17 protein-coding genes are annotated in these 17,486 nt (G+C 73.1%); 14 read left to right on the top strand and 3 right to left on the bottom strand.

Annotated elements, in window-relative coordinates:
- The first annotated feature begins 75 nt into the window (after positions 1 to 75).
- From AB0P35_RS18760 to truA, 3 genes are all read left to right on the top strand, one after another.
- Positions 76 to 1,098, top strand: coding sequence for a DNA-directed RNA polymerase subunit alpha (locus AB0P35_RS18760; protein ID WP_030263446.1), 1,023 nt, complete (start codon positions 76 to 78; stop codon positions 1,096 to 1,098).
- Positions 1,099 to 1,225: 127 nt separating this feature from the next.
- Positions 1,226 to 1,711 carry a 50S ribosomal protein L17 gene (rplQ, locus tag AB0P35_RS18755; protein WP_095874462.1) on the top strand — a complete coding sequence of 162 codons (486 nt, stop codon included), beginning with the start codon at positions 1,226 to 1,228 and terminating at the stop codon, positions 1,709 to 1,711.
- Positions 1,712 to 1,804: 93 nt separating this feature from the next.
- Positions 1,805 to 2,704, top strand: coding sequence for a tRNA pseudouridine(38-40) synthase TruA (truA, locus tag AB0P35_RS18750; protein ID WP_363511893.1), 900 nt, complete (start codon positions 1,805 to 1,807; stop codon positions 2,702 to 2,704).
- A gap of 51 nt (positions 2,705 to 2,755) precedes the next feature.
- Here truA and AB0P35_RS18745 read toward each other — a convergent pair whose 3' ends face one another.
- The gene (locus tag AB0P35_RS18745; RefSeq protein WP_363511891.1) at positions 2,756 to 3,778 is read right to left on the bottom strand and encodes a hypothetical protein; all 1,023 of its coding nucleotides are present in this window, start codon (positions 3,776 to 3,778) and stop codon (positions 2,756 to 2,758) included.
- Positions 3,779 to 3,882: 104 nt separating this feature from the next.
- On the opposite strand from AB0P35_RS18745, the gene AB0P35_RS18740 reads away from it, so the two are divergent.
- The 4 genes from AB0P35_RS18740 to glmM all read left to right on the top strand — a co-directional run bounded on the left by AB0P35_RS18740 (position 3,883) and on the right by glmM (position 8,271).
- Positions 3,883 to 5,541 carry an ATP-binding cassette domain-containing protein gene (locus AB0P35_RS18740; protein WP_363511889.1) on the top strand — a complete coding sequence of 553 codons (1,659 nt, stop codon included), beginning with the start codon at positions 3,883 to 3,885 and terminating at the stop codon, positions 5,539 to 5,541.
- Between the two features lie 209 nt (positions 5,542 to 5,750).
- A complete protein-coding gene (gene rplM / locus AB0P35_RS18735; RefSeq protein ID WP_030263432.1) occupies positions 5,751 to 6,194 on the top strand; it encodes a 50S ribosomal protein L13 in 444 nt (147 codons plus the stop codon).
- Between the two features lie 48 nt (positions 6,195 to 6,242).
- The gene (rpsI, locus tag AB0P35_RS18730) at positions 6,243 to 6,746 is read left to right on the top strand and encodes a 30S ribosomal protein S9 (RefSeq protein ID WP_095874466.1); all 504 of its coding nucleotides are present in this window, start codon (positions 6,243 to 6,245) and stop codon (positions 6,744 to 6,746) included.
- A 157-nt stretch (positions 6,747 to 6,903) separates the two neighbouring features.
- Positions 6,904 to 8,271: a phosphoglucosamine mutase gene (glmM, locus tag AB0P35_RS18725; RefSeq protein WP_095874467.1), complete on the top strand. Its 1,368-nt coding sequence runs from the start codon at positions 6,904 to 6,906 to the stop codon at positions 8,269 to 8,271.
- Positions 8,272 to 8,344: 73 nt separating this feature from the next.
- Here glmM and coaA read toward each other — a convergent pair whose 3' ends face one another.
- Positions 8,345 to 9,328 carry a type I pantothenate kinase gene (coaA, locus tag AB0P35_RS18720; protein ID WP_095874468.1) on the bottom strand — a complete coding sequence of 328 codons (984 nt, stop codon included), beginning with the start codon at positions 9,326 to 9,328 and terminating at the stop codon, positions 8,345 to 8,347.
- Between the two features lie 130 nt (positions 9,329 to 9,458).
- Here coaA and glmS point away from each other — a divergent pair, with 130 nt between their 5' ends.
- On the top strand, positions 9,459 to 11,315 hold the full coding sequence (glmS, locus tag AB0P35_RS18715) for a glutamine--fructose-6-phosphate transaminase (isomerizing) (protein ID WP_363511886.1): 1,857 nt from the start codon (positions 9,459 to 9,461) through the stop codon (positions 11,313 to 11,315).
- 42 nt (positions 11,316 to 11,357) lie between these two features.
- Here the strand turns inward: glmS and AB0P35_RS18710 are convergent, their stop codons facing one another.
- Complete coding sequence (locus AB0P35_RS18710) at positions 11,358 to 11,912, bottom strand: Uma2 family endonuclease (RefSeq protein WP_363511921.1); 555 nt, start codon at positions 11,910 to 11,912, stop codon at positions 11,358 to 11,360.
- A 151-nt stretch (positions 11,913 to 12,063) separates the two neighbouring features.
- Between AB0P35_RS18710 and AB0P35_RS18705 the strand changes: the two genes are divergently transcribed.
- The 6 genes from AB0P35_RS18705 to AB0P35_RS18680 all read left to right on the top strand — a co-directional run bounded on the left by AB0P35_RS18705 (position 12,064) and on the right by AB0P35_RS18680 (position 17,482).
- On the top strand, positions 12,064 to 12,432 hold the full coding sequence (locus AB0P35_RS18705) for a holo-ACP synthase (RefSeq protein ID WP_095874470.1): 369 nt from the start codon (positions 12,064 to 12,066) through the stop codon (positions 12,430 to 12,432).
- Between the two features lie 45 nt (positions 12,433 to 12,477).
- Positions 12,478 to 13,935: an NAD(P)H-hydrate dehydratase gene (locus AB0P35_RS18700; RefSeq protein ID WP_363511884.1), complete on the top strand. Its 1,458-nt coding sequence runs from the start codon at positions 12,478 to 12,480 to the stop codon at positions 13,933 to 13,935.
- A 143-nt stretch (positions 13,936 to 14,078) separates the two neighbouring features.
- Complete coding sequence (gene alr, locus AB0P35_RS18695) at positions 14,079 to 15,269, top strand: alanine racemase (protein WP_363511882.1); 1,191 nt, start codon at positions 14,079 to 14,081, stop codon at positions 15,267 to 15,269.
- The gene (locus AB0P35_RS18690; protein ID WP_363511880.1) at positions 15,269 to 16,609 is read left to right on the top strand and encodes an alpha/beta hydrolase; all 1,341 of its coding nucleotides are present in this window, start codon (positions 15,269 to 15,271) and stop codon (positions 16,607 to 16,609) included. Before alr ends, AB0P35_RS18690 begins: the two co-directional genes overlap by 1 nt.
- A 41-nt stretch (positions 16,610 to 16,650) precedes the next feature.
- Positions 16,651 to 17,157: a tRNA (adenosine(37)-N6)-threonylcarbamoyltransferase complex ATPase subunit type 1 TsaE gene (gene tsaE / locus AB0P35_RS18685; RefSeq protein ID WP_363511878.1), complete on the top strand. Its 507-nt coding sequence runs from the start codon at positions 16,651 to 16,653 to the stop codon at positions 17,155 to 17,157.
- A gap of 127 nt (positions 17,158 to 17,284) precedes the next feature.
- The gene (locus AB0P35_RS18680; RefSeq protein ID WP_363511876.1) at positions 17,285 to 17,482 is read left to right on the top strand and encodes a hypothetical protein; all 198 of its coding nucleotides are present in this window, start codon (positions 17,285 to 17,287) and stop codon (positions 17,480 to 17,482) included.
- The last annotated feature ends 4 nt before the right edge of the window (positions 17,483 to 17,486 follow it).

Below are 17,486 nucleotides of genomic sequence, written 5' to 3'. Positions count from 1 at the left end.
GGTGCGGGAGGCCGTACGCTTGAGTCCATCGGCATCAAATAGTGGGTGCCGAAGACAACTGGAGGAACACCTCTCATGCTGATCGCTCAGCGTCCCTCGCTGACCGAAGAGGTCGTCGACGAATTCCGCTCCCGGTTCGTGATCGAGCCCCTGGAGCCCGGCTTCGGCTACACCCTCGGCAACTCGCTCCGCCGCACGCTCCTCTCCTCGATCCCCGGCGCCGCTGTCACCAGCATCCGGATCGACGGTGTCCTGCACGAGTTCACCACCGTGCCGGGCGTCAAGGAGGACGTGACCGACCTCATCCTCAACATCAAGCAGCTGGTCGTCTCCTCGGAGCACGACGAGCCGGTCGTGATGTACCTGCGCAAGCAGGGCCCGGGTGTGGTCACCGCCGCCGACATCGCCCCGCCGGCGGGTGTCGAGGTGCACAACCCCGAGCTCGTCCTCGCCACGCTCAACGGCAAGGGCAAGCTGGAGATGGAGCTGACCGTCGAGCGCGGTCGCGGCTACGTCTCCGCCGTCCAGAACAAGGCCTCCGGCCAGGAGATCGGCCGCATCCCGGTCGACTCGATCTACAGCCCCGTGCTGAAGGTCACCTACAAGGTCGAGGCCACCCGTGTCGAGCAGCGGACCGACTTCGACAAGCTCATCGTCGACGTCGAGACCAAGCCCGCCATGCGTCCCCGTGACGCCATGGCCTCGGCCGGCAAGACCCTGGTGGAGCTGTTCGGCCTCGCCCGCGAGCTGAACATCGACGCCGAGGGCATCGACATGGGCCCGTCCCCGACGGACGCCGCCCTGGCCGCCGACCTGGCGCTGCCGATCGAGGAGCTCGAGCTCACCGTTCGGTCGTACAACTGCCTCAAGCGCGAGGGCATCCACACCGTGGGTGAGCTCGTCGCCCGCTCCGAGGCCGACCTGCTCGACATCCGCAACTTCGGTGCGAAGTCGATCGACGAGGTCAAGGCGAAGCTGGCCGGCATGGGCCTGGCCCTCAAGGACAGCCCGCCCGGGTTCGACCCGACCGCCGCCGCCGACGCCTTCGGCGCCGACGACCTGGACGACCAGGGCTACGCGGAGACCGAGCAGTACTAAGAGTTTGGAGCAGGGGGCGGTCCCTCGCGGATCGCCCCCGCTTCGATGCCAAGCCGTCCGGGCACAGTGCCCGGCCGCCCGCTGCGGTACCTGATACGGCCGTAGTCGGAGATTCAAGGAGTCATCCATGCCGCGTCCCACCAAGGGTGCCCGCCTCGGCGGCGGCCCGCACCACGAGCCGCTGCTGCTCGCCGGTCTGTGCCGGGAGCTGTTCCAGTACGGCCGCATCACCACGACCGAGGCCAAGGCCCGTCGGATGCGCCCGCTGGCGGAGAAGCTGATCACCAAGGCGAAGAAGGGCGACATCCACAACCGTCGCCTGGTGCGCAAGACCATCACCGACGTCGCGGTGCTGCACACCCTCTTCACCGAGATCGCGCCGCGCTTCGAGAACCGTCCCGGCGGTTACACCCGCATCACCAAGATCGGCACCCGTCGCGGCGACAACGCCCCGATGGCCGTGATCGAGCTGGTCGAGGGCGAGATCGCCACCAAGGCCACCGTCGCCGAGGCCGAGGCCGCTGCCAAGCGCGCGGTCAAGGAGGCCGAGGAGGCCAAGGTCGAGGAGACCAAGGCCGACGAGGCCGAGGCCGCGGAGACCACCGAGGCCTGACACCCCCGAGGTGTCGCCAGGGCCCGCCCTCCCCATTCGTGGGGAGGGCGGGCCCGAGCACTTTCCCGCAGGACGCCCTCCCAGGAGAACGACGTGGCCAACGACTGTGCCGAGCAGCCCCCCGTCAAGGACGGCCCGGCCGAGGGCCACCGCCGGATCCGGCTCGACCTCGCGTACCACGGCGCCGACTTCTCCGGCTGGGCCCGCCAGCGCAGCCGGCGCACCGTGCAGGAGGAGATCGAGAACGCCCTGCAGATCGTCACCCGCAGCGCCATCGGCTTCCCGCTGACCGTCGCCGGCCGTACCGACGCCGGTGTGCACGCCCGCGGCCAGGTCGCCCACGTCGACCTCCCCGAGCCGCTCTGGGCCGAGCACGGCGAGAAGCTGCTCCGCCGGCTCGCCGGCCGGCTGCCCGCCGACGTCCGCATCTACCGCGTCTCCGAGGCGCCCCACGGCTTCGACGCCCGCTTCGCCGCGATCTGGCGCCGGTACGCCTACCGGGTCGCCGACCACCCCGGCGGCGTCGACCCGCTGCTGCGCGGCCACGTCCTGTGGCACGACCGCCCGCTCGACATCGACCTGATGAACGAGGCCGCCCGCCTGCTGGTCGGCGAGCACGACTTCGCCGCGTACTGCAAGAAGCGTGAGGGCGCCACCACCATCCGCACCCTGCTCGAACTGCACTGGGAGCGGGTGCCGATCGACGGCTACGCCGCCCAGGAGGGCAGCCTCGCCGTCGCCACCGTCCGTGCCGACGCCTTCTGCCACAACATGGTCCGCTCGCTGGTCGGCGCGATGCTGCTGGTCGGCGACGGCCACCGCCCGGTCGACTTCCCCGGCCAGGTGCTCGCCGGCCGGGTCCGCAACTCCGCGGTCAACGTCGTCCGCCCGCACGGCCTCACCCTGGAGGAGGTCGGCTACCCCGCGGACGAGGACCTCGCCGAGCGCAACCGGCTCGCCCGGCGGATGCGGACCCTGCCGGGACATGACTGACCGGCTGGGACCGACCTGGCAGGACCGACCGGGCAGCGCCGCCGCGAAGGCTCAGCCGAAGGTGGCCAGCCCGGTGCGCCCGCGCTCCAGCAGGGTCTCGTAGACCGAGCCCGAGATGTCCCGGGCCGCTTGGCCGACCGCCTTGTCGCCGTCCGGCACCGCCGAGCCGTTGTCCGGCCCGGCGATCGTGAAGTAGGCGTAGCGGCCCAGCGAGGACTGCGTGGTCACGCACCTCACACCCGTACGGCAGAAGTCCTTCGCCCGGTCCTTCACCAGCGGCGCGATGTTTCCCCTGGTACCGGACTTCGCCCCGGTGGCGTGCGTGGCGCCGGTGAACGTGGCGACGCCGACGGTGATCTGCACATGGCGGTCGTCGACGTACGTCGCCCGGTAGACGTCGGAGCAGCCGAGCGCCGACACGGTCTGCTCCAGGCCGTTCACCGGCGCGACCCGGCAGCCCTTGTCCAGCTCCGTCCCGAGCAGCGTGTACAGGCGGCCCTGGACGGACAGTGTCCCCGCCGGGAACAGCACGTTCACGGAGATCGGGGCCCGGTCGAGCCGGGCGTCGCTGAGCAGTTGCAGTGGGGTGGTCGGCGGCGTGACGCTTGCCGACGGCGAGGCAGCGGACGCGGAGACCGACGGCGAGGCGCTGCCGGCCGCCGCTGGAGCCGGGGCGCCGTCGCCGGAGAGCGCCACCGCGGCGGTCACGGCGGCAGCCACCGCGGCGGCCGCCAGCACACCGCCGCCGACCAGGAACAGCCGCTTTCGTCGGCGCCGGGCCTGCTCGTTCCGGTCGGCCAGCTGCTGCCAGTCCGGCTCGGCCGGGCCGGCCGCGTGCGGATAGCCGTAGCCGCCGATGTCCTGCGGGTAGCCGTAGCCGCCCACGTCCTGCGGGTAGCCGTAGCCGTGGCCGGGCTGCCCCGGCTCCGGCGGCGGCGGGTAGCCGTAGGCCGGCCGCGCCGTGTACGGCGGGAACGCGGGATCGGATGCCGGGCCCCCGGAGGGAAGCGCAGCGGGGTTCTGCGGCTGCCGCGGTCCGCCGGATTCGGGTGTGGTCGCCGAGCCATCGTTCATGTGCGCGAACATAGGGCATCGCCGGGCGCCGCCCGGGGCGAGGTACCCGGTCGGCGCCGAAAAGGGTTTTGGCCCCGGCGCCGGCGTGCAGCACAATCCGATCCATGGGACACGTCGAGATTTCGCACCTGGAGTACTACCTGCCGGACGGGCGGGTGCTGTTCGACGACGCTTCCTTCCGGGTCGGCGAGGGCGCCGCGGTCGCCCTGGTGGGCGCCAACGGCGCGGGCAAGACCACCCTGCTCCGCATGATCGCCGGAGATGTGCAGCCGCACGGCGGCACCGTCACCGTGACCGGCGGCCTCGGCGTCATGCGTCAGTTCGTCGGCACCACCGGCCGCGAGGACCAGCGCGACACCCCCGGCGCCCTGCCCGCCGACGCCTCCGTCCGCGACCTGCTGGTCTCCGTCGCCCCCGAGCGGATCGCCACCGCCGCCCGCGCGGTCGACGCCGCCGAGCTCGACATGCTCGCCCAGGACGACGAGAAGACCCAGATGCGCTACGCCCAGGCGCTCGCCGACTGGGCCGACGCCGACGGCTACGACTACGAGACCGTCTGGGACGTCTGCACCACAGCGGCCCTCGGCATGCCCTTCGACCGCGCCCAGTTCCGCGGCCTCAACACCCTCTCCGGCGGCGAGCAGAAGCGGCTCGTCCTGGAGGCGCTGCTACGCGGCCCCGAGGAGGTCCTGCTGCTCGACGAGCCGGACAACTACCTCGACGTGCCCGGCAAGCGCTGGCTGGAGGAGGCCATCAAGGCCACCAACAAGACCGTGCTGTTCATCTCGCACGACCGCGAGCTGCTCTCCTGCACCGCTGAGAAGATCATCAGTGTCGAGTCCGGCGCGGCCGGCAGCAGCGTCTGGGTGCACGGCGGCGGCTTCGCCTCCTTCCACGACGCCCGCCGGGCCCGCTTCGAGCGCTTCGAGGAGCTCCGCCGCCGCTGGGACGAGGAGCACGCCAAGCTCAAGAAGCTCGTCGTCACCCTCCGGCAGGCCGCCGCGGTCAGCCACGAGATGGCCTCCCGCTACGCCGCCTCCCAGACCCGGCTGAAGAAGTTCGAGGACGCCGGGCCGCCCGAGGCGCCGCCGCGCGAGCAGTCCATCACCATGCGGCTCAAGGGCGGCCGTACCGGCGTCCGCGCCTTCACCATGGAGAAGCTCGAACTCAGCGGCCTGATGAAGCCCTTCGACCTGGAGGTCTTCTACGGCGAGCGGGTCGGCGTGCTCGGCTCCAACGGCTCCGGCAAGTCGCACTTCCTGCGGCTGCTGGCCGGCGACGACACGGTGAAGCACGGCGGCAGCTGGAAGCTCGGCGCCCGCGTGGTGCCCGGGCACTTCCGGCAGACCCACGCCCACCCGGAGCTGCTCGGCCGCACCGTCCGCTCGATCGTCGAGGAGGAGCACGCGCTCAGCCGCGGTGCCGCCATGGGGGCGCTGCGCCGCTACGAGCTGGACCGCCAGGAGGAGCAGAGGTTCGAGTCGCTCTCCGGCGGCCAGCAGGCCCGACTGATGATCCTCAAGCTGGAGCTGTCCGGCGTCACGGCGCTGCTGCTGGACGAGCCGACCGACAACCTGGACCTGGAGAGCGCCGAGGCGCTGCAGCAGGGACTGGAGGCGTTCGACGGCACCGTGCTGTGCGTGACGCACGACCGCTGGTTCGCCCGGACCTTCGACCGCTTCCTGGTCTTCGGCTCGGACGGCCGGGTGTACGAGTCGCCCGAGCCGGTCTGGGACGAGACGCGCGTGGTCCGCGACCGCTGAGGCGTTTTGACCCTCTGCTCAGTGCCCGGTAAGCTGACCACTTGTTGTGCGTATTGGCTCGCTCTATCTCACGTGAGACGTCGGTACGCCGGAGACATCTGGCCGACGATCAGCGGCTCCCCTTGAATTGCGTCCAAGGTGGGTCGGCTTGTTCCCCCCGTCCGGTGCTCCTGTCAGGACCCACTCACTGAAAAGCGAAGGCTACGACCGTGCGTACGTACAGCCCCAAGCCCGGCGACGTCCAGCGTCAGTGGCACGTCATCGACGCGACTGACGTCGTGCTCGGCCGCCTGGCCTCCCAGGCCGCCAACCTCCTGCGGGGCAAGCACAAGGCGATCTACGCGCCGCACGTTGACACTGGTGACTTCGTCATCATCATCAACGCCGACAAGGTGCACCTGTCGGGTAACAAGAAGACCCAGAAGATGGCCTACCGCCACAGCGGCTTCCCGGGCGGTCTCCGCTCGGTGCGCTACGACGACCTCCTGGACAAGAACCCGGAGAAGGCCGTCGAGAAGGCCATCAAGGGCATGATCCCGAAGAACAGCCTCGGCCGTCAGATGCTCTCGAAGCTCAAGGTCTACTCGGGCGACCAGCACCCGCACGCTGCCCAGCAGCCGGTGCCGTTCGAGATCACCCAGGTCGCGCAGTAATTCCGGCCAACAGACCCCATCACTGAGTAGCGAGAGCTGAGGAACACCGTGGCCGAGACTGCCATCGAGAACACCCTCGAGGTTGACTTCGACGAGAACGTCGAGGAGTACACCTCTGAGACCGAGTACACCACCGAGTCGCTGGCCGGCCGCTTCGGCGAGGCCGTCCCCGGCGCCGGCCTCGGCCGCCGCAAGGAGGCGATCGCCCGCGTGCGCATCGTCCCGGGCACCGGCCAGTGGAAGATCAACGGTCGCACCCTGGAGAACTACTTCCCCAACAAGGTGCACCAGCAGACCGTCAACGAGCCGTTCAAGCTCCTCGAGCTCGACGGCCGCTACGACGTCGTGGCCCGCATCGCGGGTGGCGGTGTCTCCGGTCAGGCCTACGCGCTGCGCCTCGGCGTGGCCCGTGCCCTCAACGAGGCGGACGTGGACAACAACCGCGGCCCGCTCAAGAAGGCCGGCTTCCTGACCCGTGACGCCCGCGCCGTCGAGCGCAAGAAGGCCGGTCTGAAGAAGGCCCGCAAGGCGCCGCAGTACAGCAAGCGCTAATTGCACCCGGGGGTGCGTGCCGCTCCGGTGGTGCGCACCCCGGTGCAACCCGTACGCCCCGGAGTACCTCGTGTACTCCGGGGCGTCGTGCTCTCCCGTCCGGTGCGGACGGCGGGAGAGTGGTGAACCAACGAGCAGGGCGAAAAGGACGGGAACAGTGGGACGACTCTTCGGTACGGACGGGGTACGCGGCGTGGCCAACGAGGGCCTGACCGCCGAACTGGCTCTCGGCCTGTCGGTCGCCGCGGCGCATGTGCTCGGTGACGCCGGCGCGTTCGAGGGGCACCGGCCGGTCGCCGTGGTCGGCCGCGACCCGCGGGCTTCCGGAGAGTTCCTGGAGGCCGCCGTCATCGCCGGCCTGGCCAGCGCCGGCGTCGACGTCCTGCGGGTCGGCGTGCTGCCCACCCCGGCCGTCGCCTACCTCACCGGCGCGCTGGGCGCGGACTTCGGCGTCATGCTCTCCGCCAGCCACAACGCCATGCCGGACAACGGCATCAAGTTCCTCGCCCGCGGCGGCCACAAGCTGGACGACGCCATCGAGGACGCCATCGAGGAGCACTACAACCGCTACGGCGTCGGCGGCAGCGAGGACTGGAAGCGCCCCACCGGTGCCGCCGTCGGCCGCGTCCGCCAGTACACCGAGGGCTTCGACAAGTACGTCGCCCACCTCGTCGCCGTCCTCCCGAACCGGCTCGACGGCATCCGCGTGGTGATCGACGGCGCCCACGGCGCGGCCGCCCGGGTCGCCCCCGAGGCCTTCGCCCGGGCCGGCGCCGAGGTCGTCTACACCCTGGGGGCCGAGCCCGACGGCCTCAACATCAACGACGGGGTCGGCTCCACCCACCTCGACAAGCTCCGCGCCGCCATGAAGGAGCACCGCGCCGACCTCGGCATCGCCCTCGACGGCGACGCCGACCGCTGCCTGGCCGCCGACGCCGACGGCAACGAGGTCGACGGTGACCAGATCATCGCCATCCTCGCCGTCGCGATGAAGGAGGCCGGCACGCTGCGCGGCAACACCGCGGTCGTCACCGTGATGTCCAACCTGGGCTTCAAGCTGGCGATGGAGCGCGAGGGCATCGACCTGGTGCAGACCGCGGTCGGTGACCGCTACGTGCTGGAGGCGATGAAGCAGCACGGCTTCGCGCTCGGCGGCGAGCAGTCCGGCCACGTCATCCTGCTGGACCACGCCACCACCGGTGACGGCACCCTCACCGGCCTCATGCTCGGCGCCCGCCTGGCCGCCACCAAGCAGCCGCTGGCCGACCTCGCCGCGGTGATGACCCGTCTGCCGCAGGTCCTGATCAACGTCAAGGGCGTCGACAGGAGCCGGGTCGACACCTGCGCGGAGCTCACCGCCGCGGTCGCCGCCGCCGAGGCCGAACTGGGCACCACCGGCCGGGTGTTGCTGCGGCCGTCCGGCACCGAGCCGCTGGTCCGCGTGATGGTCGAGGCCGCGGACGAGGCCCAGGCCAAGGCCGTCGCCGGCCGGCTCGCGGACGTCGTGAAGACGTACCTGGGCTGACGGAACGCCAGGAGGGGCGCGCAGGGCCGAAAGCCCTGCGCGCCCCTCCTGTTTCGGTCGGGGCGGCGCCCCGTCAGAGCTTGCGCAGCAGGGCGCGGCGGACCTTGTGGTCCTGCCCCTTCTGCAGGATCAGGGTGGCCCGGCCGCGGGTGGGCAGCACGTTCTCCAGCAGATTGGGCTTGTTGATGGTGCGCCAGACCTGCCGGCCGTAGTCCATCGCCTCCTCCTCCGGCACCTCGGTGAAGCGGCGGAAGTAGGAGTTCGGGTCCTGGAAGGCCGTCTCGCGCAGCTTGCGGAAGCGGTCCAGGTACCAGCGCTCGATGTCGTCGGTGCGCGCGTCGACGTAGATGGAGAAGTCGAAGTAGTCGGCGACGGCCAGCCGGGTCCGGCCGTCGGTGCCGGGGAGGGCGGGCTGAAGGACGTTCAGGCCCTCGACGATGAGGATGTCCGGGCGCTCCACCGTCAGCCGCTCGTCCGGCACGATGTCGTAGACCAGGTGCGAGTAGACCGGGGCGGTCACCCGCTCCTTGCCGGCCTTCACGTCCGCGACGAACCGCATCAGCGCCCGCCGGTCGTACGACTCGGGGAAGCCCTTGCGGGCCATCAGGCCGCGCCGCCGCAGCTCGGCGTTGGGCAGCAGGAAGCCGTCGGTGGTGACCAGCTCGACCCGCGGGTGCTCGGGCCAGCGGGCCAGCAGGGCCTTCAGCAGACGGGCCGTCGTCGACTTGCCGACCGCCACCGAGCCCGCCACGCCGATGACGAACGGCGTCCGGGTGCGTTCGGTGTCCGGCGTGTCCAGGAAGGTGCCCAGCGTGCCGCGCAGCTCGTGGGTCGCGTGGATGTAGAGGTTCAGCAGCCGGGACAGCGGCAGGTAGACGTCTCTGACCTCGTCCAGGTCCAGCGCGGTGCCCAGGCCGCGCAGGCGCTCGACCTCGTCGGCGGTCAGCGGCATGGGGGTGCGCTCGCGCAGCGCGCTCCACTCGGCCCGGTCCAGATCAACGTACGGGGAGGGGGTGGGCGCCTGGGGGGTGCCCCTCGTACAGAGTTCGGTCAGCACATCACCATTGTGGGCCGTCACGGCTCCGCGGGATGCTGTGGCATCGGTCACGCGCGGTGTCCGCCAGGCGTGACCGGGGTGAGCGCCGAGCGTGACCTGGGTGAACGAAACGCCGCATATGCTGGCACGCATGTGCGGAATCGTTGGATATGTGGGGTCCCAGTCGGCCCTCGACGTAGTGATCGCAGGCCTGCAGCGGCTGGAGTACCGAGGGTACGACTCCGCCGGTGTGGCCGTGCAGACCCAGGGGCTCGACGGGCAGTGGAGCCTCGCCACCGACAAGCGGGCCGGCAAGCTCGCCAATCTCCAGAAGTCCCTCGCCGAGTCCCCGCTGCCGGCGGGCAGCACCGGCATCGGCCACACCCGGTGGGCCACCCACGGCGGCCCGACGGACGCCAACGCCCACCCCCACCTCGACGACGACTGCAAGGTCGCCGTCGTCCACAACGGCATCATCGAGAACTTCGCCACCCTGCGGGCCGAGATCTCCGAGCGCGGCCACACCCTCCGCTCGGAGACCGACACCGAGGTCGTCGCGCACCTGCTCGCCGAGGCCTACGACGGCGACCTCGCCGAGGCCATGCGGACGGTGTGCCGCCAGCTGGACGGCGCCTTCACCCTCGTCGCGGTGCACGCCGACGCCCCGGACGTGGTGGTCGGCGCCCGTCGCAACTCGCCGCTGGTCGTCGGCCGCGGCGAGGGCGAGAACTTCCTCGCCTCCGACGTCGCCGCCTTCATCGCGCACACCCGCGAGGCGATCGAGCTCGGCCAGGACCAGGTCGTCGAGCTGCGCCGCGAGGGCGTCACCGTCACCAACTTCGACGGCACCCCCGCCCAGGTCCGCGAGTACCACGTGGACTGGGACGCCTCCGCCGCCGAGAAGGGCGGCTACGACTACTTCATGCTCAAGGAGATCGCCGAGCAGCCGAAGGCCGTCGCCGACACCCTCCTCGGCCGGATCGGCACCGACGGCCGGCTCACCCTCGACGAGCTGCGCATCCCCGACCAGGTGCTGCGCGAGGTCGACAAGGTCGTCATCGTGGCCTGCGGCACCGCCTTCCACGCCGGCATGATCGCCAAGTACGCGATCGAGCACTGGACCCGCGTCCCCTGCGAGGTCGAGGTCGCCTCGGAGTTCCGCTACCGCGACCCGATCATGGACGACCGCACCCTGGTCATCGCCATCTCGCAGTCCGGCGAGACCATGGACACCCTGATGGCGCTGCGGCACGCCCGCGAGCAGGGCGCCAAGGTGCTGGCGATCTGCAACACCAACGGCTCGACCATCCCGCGCGAGTCCGACGCGGTGCTCTACACCCACGCCGGCCCGGAGGTCGCGGTCGCCTCGACCAAGGCGTTCCTGACCCAGCTGGTCGCCTGCTACCTGGTCGCGCTGTACCTCGGCCAGGTCCGCGGCACCAAGTGGGGCGACGAGATCTTCACCATCATCCGCGAGCTCGGCGACGCGCCGAAGCAGCTGGAGCAGGTGCTGGAGACCATGGAGCCGGTCCGCGAGCTGGCCCGCTCGCTGGCCGACGCCCGCTCCGTGCTCTTCCTCGGCCGCCACGTGGGCTTCCCGGTCGCCCTGGAGGGCGCGCTGAAGCTCAAGGAGCTCGCCTACATGCACGCCGAGGGCTTCGCCGCCGGCGAGCTCAAGCACGGCCCGATCGCCCTGATCGAGGAGGGCCTGCCGGTCGTCGTGGTCGTCCCGTCGCCGCGCGGCCGGTCGATCCTGCACGACAAGATCGTCTCCAACATCCAGGAGATCCGCGCCCGCGGCGCCCGCACCATCGTCATCGCCGAAGAGGGTGACGAGGCGGTCGTCCCGTACGCGGACCACCTGATCCGCATTCCGGCGACCCCGACGCTGCTGCAGCCGCTGGTCTCCACGGTGCCGCTGCAGGTCTTCGCCTGCGAGCTGGCCACCGCCAAGGGCCACGAGGTCGACCAGCCGCGCAACCTCGCCAAGTCGGTCACCGTCGAGTAGCCGGCCCCGCCCCCGAACCGGAGCCCCTGCAGCGGCCGAGCGCTACTGCAGGGGCTCCGTGTCGAGCGTGAACGAGAACGGCGCCGGAAGGTCGAGCGGCTTGCCGAACGGCACCTGGACGTGGGCGGTGTAGTCCCCGTCCGCCGGGTCGGTGAAGAGTCTCGCGCTGCGGTCGCTGCGGTCGATCAGCAGGTAGCAGGGGATGCCCGCCGCGGCGTAGCCGAGCCGCTTGGCCTCGCGGTCCTTGGTCGGGTTGCTGGAGGTGATCTCGAAGACCAGCAGGACGCCGGCCGGGTCGGCCCAGGACTCCGCGTCCTCGAAGTGCCCGACGGGGCTGACCGTACCGTCCGGGATACAGCGACCGCCGGGAACGATCAGGCCCTTGTTCCCCGCGATGTCCAGATCGATCGTGGAATTTCGGATCAACTGCCTGTTGAGCAGGGCGAAGGCCGTCTCATGGGTTCCGCTCGGCGGTGGGGTCACGACGATCTCCCCTTCGACCAGCTCGGCCTTGAAGCCCGCGGGGGTGTCCAACTCCAGGAACGACCGGAGGATCTGCTCGTCCTCCGAGGACAGGGGTCGTTCGACAGCCGGCATGGCAACCATGGCCCTTCTCCCTCCTGCCGATCGGCGCCGGGGCACACGGTAGGCGTACGGATCGGTACCGGAGGGGGCTCGCAGCGGTTCTCACTCGAAAGTGTGCCGTACAGTCCCCGGCAGCGGCCGGTGTCGGAGAAGGAGTACACGGGTGATCATCGGGGTCGGGATCGACGTCGCGGAGATCGAGCGGTTCGGTGCCTCGCTGGAGCGCACCCCGCACCTCGCGGACCGGCTGTTCACCGAGGCCGAACTCACGCTGCCCTCCGGGGCGCGGCGCGGCACCGCCTCGCTCGCCGCCCGGTTCGCCGCCAAGGAGGCGCTGGCCAAGGCGCTGGGGGCCCCGCCCGGGCTGCGCTGGACGGATGCCGAGGTGCACACCGAGGACTCCGGCCGTCCGGTGCTCAAGGTCACCGGGACGGTCGCCGAGCGGGCCGCCGCCCTGGGCGTCAGGTCGTGGCACGTGTCGCTGAGCCACGACGCGGGCGTAGCGTCGGCGGTAGTGATCGCCGAGGGCTAGCGCGAGAAGCCCGGGACGACACGCCCACCGCCACGGGAGGCCGCCTTGCGCCGTGCACACACCGTCGAGCAGGTCCGGGCCGCCGAGGCCGACCTGATGGCCCGGCTGCCGGAGGGCGCGCTGATGCAGCGGGCCGCCGCCGGCCTCGCCGCGACCTGCGCGCGGCTGCTGCCGCGGGTGTACGGCAGCCGGGTGCTGGTGCTGGCGGGCAGCGGCGACAACGGTGGTGACGCCCTGTACGCCGGTGCCCGGCTGGCCCGCCGCGGCGCCCGGGTGGCCGCGGTGCTGCTCGCGCCGGAGAAGGCGCACGCCGGCGGCCTCGCCGCCCTGCGTGCGGCCGGCGGCCGGGTGACGGCGGATCAGGGCGAGTTCGAGCGGGCCGACCTGGTACTGGACGGCATCGTCGGGATCGGCGGCCGGGGCGGGCTCCGGCCCGAGGCGCAGCCGTACGCGGCGCTGCCCCGGCGCGGCCGGGTGGTCGCGGTGGACGTGCCGAGCGGCGTGGACCCGGACACCGGCGAGGTGCCCGGGGCGGCCCTGCGCGCCGACGTCACGGTCTGCTTCGGCACCTACAAGCCAGGGCTGCTGATCGACCCCGGCGCCTCGTACGCCGGGGTGCTGCAGCTGGTCGGGATCGGACTGGAGCCGCCGCCGGCGCCGGTCGCCGCGCTGCAGCACGCGGACGTGGCGGCGCTGCTGCCGGTGCCCGGCGCGGAGAGCGACAAGTACCGGCGCGGTGTGGTCGGGGTGGCCGCCGGGTCCGCGCGCTACCCGGGCGCGGCGGTGCTGGCCGTCGCCGGGGCGCTGCGCGGCGGCGCGGGAGCGGTCCGCTACGCGGGGACGGCCGCCGACGAGGTGGTCCGCCGCTTCCCCGAGGCACTGGTGACCGCGGGCGGGCCCGCGGAGGCCGGCCGGGTGCAGGCCTGGGTGGTCGGCCCCGGCTCCGGCGAGGGCGTGCGGGAGCTGCTGCCGCAGGTGCTCGCGGCGCAGGTGCCGGTGCTGGTCGACGCGGACGGGCTGACCGAGCTCGCCCGGCTCGGCCCGGCCGCCCTGGCCGCCCGCACCGCGCCCACCCTGCTCACCCCGCACACCGGCGAGGCCGCGCGGCTGCTCGCCGGTGCGGACGGCGGCGCGCCGCCCGCCGCCGACGACCTCGCCGGCGCCCGGCTGGCGACCGCGCGGCGGCTCGCCGCGGCGTACCGGGCGACGGTGCTGCTGAAGGGCTCCACCACGGTCGTCGCCGACCTGGACGGCGCCGTCCGGGTGAATCCGACCGGCACCTCCTGGCTGGCCACCGCGGGCAGCGGCGACGTGCTCTCCGGCCTCGCCGGCTCGCTGCTCGCGGCCGGCCTCGGCCCGCTGGACGCCGGCTCGGTCGCCGCCCACCTGCACGGCCTGGCCGGCCGGACGGCCGCGGCGGGTGCCCCGGCGGCCGCCCTGGACATCGCGGAGGCGCTGCCCGAGGCCTGGCGGACGGTGCGCTCGGCGGCCGCCGGACGCTGACACCGGCCGCGCCGCCCGGATCGTGGGACGGTACCGTTCCGCGGAACCGAATGCTCCGTTTCACGCGTCTCCCACTGACGACCGCCGGGCCCGGCCGGGGTCGTGAGCCGGGCAGCGGCGCCGGTCTGGGAGACTGATACGCGATGACAACTGCGAAGACGACCGGAACTCCCGCCCTCACCCACGGGGTCCGCGCCGAGGCGGCCATCGACCTGGCCGCCCTGCGGGAGAACCTCGCCGCGCTGGGGGCGCGCACCGATGCCGCGCTGATGGCCGTGGTCAAGGCGGACGCCTACGGCCACGGCGCGCTGCCGTGCGCCCGCGAGGCGGTCGCCGCGGGCGTGCGCTGGCTCGGCACCGCCACCCCCGAGGAGGCGCTGGCGCTGCGCGCCGCGGGCATCCGCCCCGAGCAGGCCCGCATCCTCTGCTGGCTGTGGACGCCGGGCGGCCCCTGGGCCCAGGCGCTGCGCTCGCACGTCGACGTCTCCGTCAGCGGCCTGTGGGCGCTCGACGAGCTGCTCGCCGCCGTCCGCGAGACCGGCGTGCCCGGCCGCGTCCACCTCAAGGCCGACACCGGCCTCGGCCGCAACGGCTGCCAGCCGCACGACTGGCCCGACCTCGTCGCCGCCGCCCTGCGCGCGCAGGCCGAGGGCATGATCGAGGTCGTCGGCCTCTGGTCGCACTTCGCCGCCGCCGACGAGCCCGGCCACCCCTCCGTCCAGGCCCAGCTGGACGGCTTCGCCGCCGCCGTCGCCCACGCCGAGGCCCAGGGCGTGCGGCCCGAGGTCCGGCACCTGGCGAACTCGCCCGCCACCCTGCTGCTTCCGCAGTCGCACTACGACCTCGTCCGGCCGGGCCTCGCCATGTACGGCCTCTCACCGGTGCCGGACATCGGCACCCCCGCCGACTTCGGGCTGCGCCCGGTGATGTCGCTCACCGCCCGGCTCGCCCTGGTCAAGACCGTCCCCGGCGGCCACGGCGTCAGCTACGGCCACCACTACACCACCCCCGGCGACACCACCCTCGGCCTCGTCCCGGTCGGCTACGCGGACGGCATCCCCCGGCACGCCTCCAACACCGGCCCGGTGCAGATCGGCGGCAAGTGGCGCACGGTCGCCGGCCGGGTCGCCATGGACCAGTTCGTGGTGGACCTCGGCGGCGACACCCCGCCGGTCGGCGAGGAGGTCCTGCTCTTCGGCAGCGGCGAGCGCGGCGAGCCCACCGCCGAGGACTGGGGCCGCGCCTGCGGCACCATCTCGTACGAGATCATCACCCGGGTCGGCTCCCGCGTGCCGCGCCGCTACGTCGGCGCCGGGGACGGGCCGGGCCTCTGATGGGGGAGGGCGCCGACGGGAATCCGGTCGCCGCGCTGGCCAAGGCCGCCGGGGCGGCCTCCGGCGGCGTGAGCCGGGCCGGGCTGATCGGCATATCGCTCGGCGTGGTCGCGGCCGGCGCCGCCGCCGGTGTCGCCGTCGAACGCCTCACCGTCGGCCGCTCGATGCGCCGCCGCGCCCGCGAGGAGCTGGACGCCGCCGCCCCCTACGGCTCGCTGCGCGGCCGCTCGCGCACCGTCGCCGCGCCCGACGGCACCGAGCTGTACGTCGAACTCGACGGCACCGGCTGGGACGAGCCGGTGCCCGAGCAGCCCGAGGAGGACGGCCGGCAGCGGCGCGCATGGTTCACCCGCCGGCGCGGCACCGCCGGCGTCGACCGCAGCGGACTGCCCGGCCTGCTCGGCGGCACCGGCGCCCTGGCCCGCATGGGGCGGCCAGCCCGGCCGGAGCCGGCCGACACCCCGCCGCCGCTGACCGTCGTCTTCTGCCACGGCTACTGCCTCAACCAGGACAGCTGGCACTTCCAGCGGGCCGCCTTCCGGGACGGTCTGCGGCTGGTCTTCTGGGACCAGCGCAGCCACGGCCGCTCCGAACGCTCCCGCTCCTACCTGGCCGGCGAGCCGGCCTCCATCGACCAGCTCGGCGGCGACCTCAAGGCCGTCCTCGACGCCGTCGTCCCCGAGGGCCCGGTCGTGCTGATCGGGCACTCCATGGGCGGCATGACCGTCATGGCCCTCGCCGACCAGTACCCCGAGCTGTTCCGCGAGCGCGTCGCCGGGGTCGGCCTGGTCGGCACCCTGGCCGGCGACTGGAACTCCGTCACCCTCGGCCTGCCCGCGGCCGGCGCCCGGCTGCTGCGCCGGCTCGCCCCCGCCACCGTCCGACTGCTCGGCCGCCAGGTCGAACTCGTCGAGGCCACCCGCCGGATCGGCGCCGACGTCGCCGCAGTGTTCTACCGCCGCTTCTCCTTCGGCTCCAAGGACGTCGACCCGCAGGTCGTCCGGTTCGCTGAGCAGCTCCTCGACGCCACCCCGATCGACGTGGTCGCCGAGTTCTACCCGGCCTTCGGCCTGCACGACAAGAAGGCCGCGCTGGCCGCCCTCGACGGCATCCCCGTCCTCGTCCTGGCCGGCACCGAGGACCTGCTCACCCCGCCCGCGCACAGCGAGGAGATCGCCCGGGCGCTGCCCGGCGCCGAGCTGGTGGTCCTCCCCGAGACCGGCCACCTGCTGATGCTGGAACGGCCCGAGGAGGTCGACCGGCACCTCACCGGGCTGCTGCACCGGGCCGCCGACCACGCGGGCGCCCCCGCCCCGCAGGCCCCCGGCACCGACCACTGACCGCGGCGCCCGCCGCCACCCGGAAGGACACCAACACCCCCATGGGCAACCAGCTCACCCTCACCGTCGCCACGCCCGAGCGGATGGGCAGGCTCGGGGCGGGCCTCGCCGCGCTGCTCCGCCCCGGCGATCTGGTGCTGCTGCACGGGGAGCTCGGCGCCGGCAAGACCACGCTCACCCGCGGCCTCGGCGCCGGGCTCGGCGTGCGCGGCGCGGTCACCTCGCCGACCTTCGTGATCGCCCGGGTGCACCCCTCGCTCTCCGGCGGCCCCGCGCTCGTCCACGTCGACGCCTACCGGCTCGGCGGCGGCCTCGACGAGATGGAGGACCTCGACCTGGACGTCTCGCTGCCCGAGTCCGTGATCGTCGTCGAGTGGGGCGAGGGCAAGGTCGAGCAGCTCAGCGACGACCGCCTGGAGGTCCGGATCCACCGCGCGATCGGTGGGGCCGCGGCCGAGGCGGACGACCTCGACCCGCGCCGGGTCACCGTCACCGGCCTCGGCAACCGCTGGGACGGCGTCGACCTCGCCGTCCTCGGCGAGGACTGAGCCTCCGGCGCGCCGCGCGAGCCCGCCGACACTTCCCGACACGGCGTCGGGAAGGTGTTGCGGCCCGGCCTGCCCTCGTGGTGGGATGGGTGCTGCGGTTAGGTCCGCCTAACTAGGGAGGCGCCCCATGGCGAGCACCACCCCCGCTGCGGCACCCGAGCCGCAGGACCGTTCCGACGACACCCCGGCCCGGGCCGACGAGGTCCCGATGCGCGCCCTGCTGGCCGCCTGCGCGTCCGCCGCCGCCGTCTCCACCCCGCCCGCGCGCCCCCGGCCCGCCGCGCAGGAGCACCCGGAGCCCACCGCGCCGCCGCGCGCCGCCTGACACC

Origin of the sequence: Kitasatospora sp. NPDC085879, assembly GCF_040686255.1 — a bacterium.
Classification (GTDB): Bacteria; Actinomycetota; Actinomycetes; order Streptomycetales; family Streptomycetaceae; genus Kitasatospora.
Note: the sequence above shows the minus strand (reverse complement) of the source record. Positions and strands in the feature narration are given on the sequence as shown.